This is a genomic window from Thermobifida cellulosilytica TB100 (assembly GCF_001517975.1).
Lineage (GTDB): Bacteria > Actinomycetota > Actinomycetes > Streptosporangiales > Streptosporangiaceae > Thermobifida > Thermobifida cellulosilytica.
The window spans coordinates 297,611-300,593 of sequence record NZ_KQ950182.1 but is presented as its reverse complement, the minus strand read 5'-3'; the positions used below and the strand labels follow the sequence as shown (position 1 = coordinate 300,593).

Below are 2,983 nucleotides of genomic sequence, written 5' to 3'. Positions count from 1 at the left end.
GACCGGACCATCCCCACGTGCGTGGGGAGCACGTCCACGATCCGCCGCATCCGCCGCGACCTCCGGGACCATCCCCACGTGCGTGGGGAGCACCAGGCGAAGAACATCGGTTCGGAGCCGGAGTACGGACCATCCCCACGTGCGTGGGGAGCACCAGGCGAAGAACATCGGTTCGGAGCCGGAGTACGGACCATCCCCACGTGCGTGGGGAGCACTTGGTGGCGTTGCCGCGGCCGGTCGCGAACGCCGGACCATCCCCACGTGCGTGGGGAGCACCGGGCGAAGAACATCGGTTCGGAGCCGGAGTACGGACCATCCCCACGTGCGTGGGGAGCACTCATGGCCGCGGCCGGGCAGATCCGCGACCACCGGACCATCCCCACGTGCGTGGGGAGCACGCGGAGGTGTCCGCGGATTCCTGGGCGGTCGACGGACCATCCCCACGTGCGTGGGGAGCACCAGCGCGGCTGGTGGGTCAGCTACTCCGACGCCGGACCATCCCCACGTGCGTGGGGAGCACCGCGGTGCCCATCCTGTGGATGGTCAAAGGCCCGGACCATCCCCACGTGCGTGGGGAGCACATGGTGGGGCACTTCGACGAAGAGTCCTGCCGCGGACCATCCCCACGTGCGTGGGGAGCACGTCCAGACCCGCCACGAAGGCGATCATGCCCTCGGACCATCCCCACGTGCGTGGGGAGCACTCGGCGCGCAGCAGCTGGTGCAGCGGGTGGGCCGGACCATCCCCACGTGCGTGGGGAGCACAGCGGCCCCCGTCCAGTGGTGGACGGGGGCCGCGGACCATCCCCACGTGCGTGGGGAGCACACCTCCTCGGACACGGGGATGAGCACCGCTAGCGGACCATCCCCACGTGCGTGGGGAGCACTGGACACGGTTCACCGACGGGAGGGAGGGATTCGGACCATCCCCACGTGCGTGGGGAGCACCCACGCCGGGTGGACTCGATGCGGAACGACCGCGGACCATCCCCACGTGCGTGGGGAGCACGAGCCTCTGTGCCGGGTCCTGCTTGCGCCCGGAGGACCATCCCCACGTGCGTGGGGAGCACCCCAGGGCGTAGCGGCCGCGCCCCTCCGAGGACGGACCATCCCCACGTGCGTGGGGAGCACGCGCACGACAACCAGATCGTGAGAGCGGCGTTCGGACCATCCCCACGTGCGTGGGGAGCACCCGATAACCCACCCACCAACCGGTCTGCGACGCGGACCATCCCCACGTGCGTGGGGAGCACGAGCCTCTGTGCCGGGTCCTGCTTGCGCCCGGAGGACCATCCCCACGTGCGTGGGGAGCACCCCAGGGCGTAGCGGCCGCGCCCCTCCGAGGACGGACCATCCCCACGTGCGTGGGGAGCACTGGGGTTGGCGCGCCAGCGTCGATCTGACGCGCGGACCATCCCCACGTGCGTGGGGAGCACTCACGGTGTAGCGGCCCCGAGTCCTGGAGCCCTGGACCATCCCCACGTGCGTGGGGAGCACTAACCCCTAACGGTAATGATGTCCGGGTTTATCGGACCATCCCCACGTGCGTGGGGAGCACCGGGACTGCCACTTGCGGATAACCTCATAGGCCGGACCATCCCCACGTGCGTGGGGAGCACAGCTCCTTGCCGATCTGCAACCCGAACTCGGCCGGACCATCCCCACGTGCGTGGGGAGCACAGGAGTTTCGTCGCTGAAAACCTGCCACACGAAGGACCATCCCCACGTGCGTGGGGAGCACAGGAGTTTCGTCGCTGAAAACCTGCCACACGAAGGACCATCCCCACGTGCGTGGGGAGCACCCTACCGCAGAAACTCCTGAATCGTCTCTGCGCGGACCATCCCCACGTGCGTGGGGAGCACAGAGATTCGGCACGTCTGAAACGTGTCGGACCCGGACCATCCCCACGTGCGTGGGGAGCACCATGTCCCGATACTCGTCCAGTACGGCCACGCCGGACCATCCCCACGTGCGTGGGGAGCACTGTACTGCATCCCGCACCGGGCCGAACGCGGTCGGACCATCCCCACGTGCGTGGGGAGCACTTGCCCAGGTCGATCCGGTACCTGCGGATCGCCGGACCATCCCCACGTGCGTGGGGAGCACAAGAGCGGCGTCAAGATCTACTCGCAGGACGCCGGACCATCCCCACGTGCGTGGGGAGCACGTGGTCCCCCAGTCAGTGAGTCGAGTCGGTCTGGGACCATCCCCACGTGCGTGGGGAGCACCAGTGGGCGTGGGACAACGTCCTGAAGCCGATCGGACCATCCCCACGTGCGTGGGGAGCACCCAGCCCGACCAGCTCGTGAGCGTGGGTGGCGCGGACCATCCCCACGTGCGTGGGGAGCACGCGGCGGCGTCGACGAGCACGGGCGCCCCCGGCGGACCATCCCCACGTGCGTGGGGAGCACAGAAACTGACCTGCGGTTTCTCGGGGCGTTATCTTGCCGTGATCAACCTTGCAGGCAGTCTCAGCCCGTGCAGTCACCTTAGACCAATTTTCGCGAAGAACACGACCGGTCTGGTTGGGTGGTCAGGTCCTGCGGCGCGGGCAGTGCCCCGGTTGGGGGCGAGGGGGGCGGGGAAGCCTCCGGTCTGCTTCGGCCGCGGGGCGCGGCAGCCTCGGGCGTCGCGCTGGTGCCTGAGGGGTTGTCGGCTTTCCGTAGCGCTTCACCGCCCGGGAATCCGCTCCTGAACGCCTGGCGCCAACCTCCTCTCCGTCGCCTCACCGGCCTGGGCTTCCGCCCTCACGCCTCTCTCCTGTGCTCCGTCACCTGGGAACTCGTCCGGCACCTGACCGCACCCCGTTCCGGCGCTTCACCGGCTGGGGCGGGTCGCGCGGCGTGGACTCCCGCAGCGACCTGCCGCCGGGGTGTCTGCCGTCCGACGATCCCCGGTCTCTCCCCGATGCCCCGCCATCTGGGAACCCGCGGCCGACAACCCCTCCCGGGCCCGTGGGCGGGCAGGGCTGCCGCGCCTCGCG

General features: G+C 69.8%; 1 CRISPR repeat array.

Annotated elements, in window-relative coordinates:
- Positions 1–3 precede the first annotated feature (3 nt).
- Positions 4–2,411: a CRISPR direct-repeat array (repeat unit 29 nt; unit sequence CGGACCATCCCCACGTGCGTGGGGAGCAC).
- Positions 2,412–2,983 lie beyond the last annotated feature (572 nt).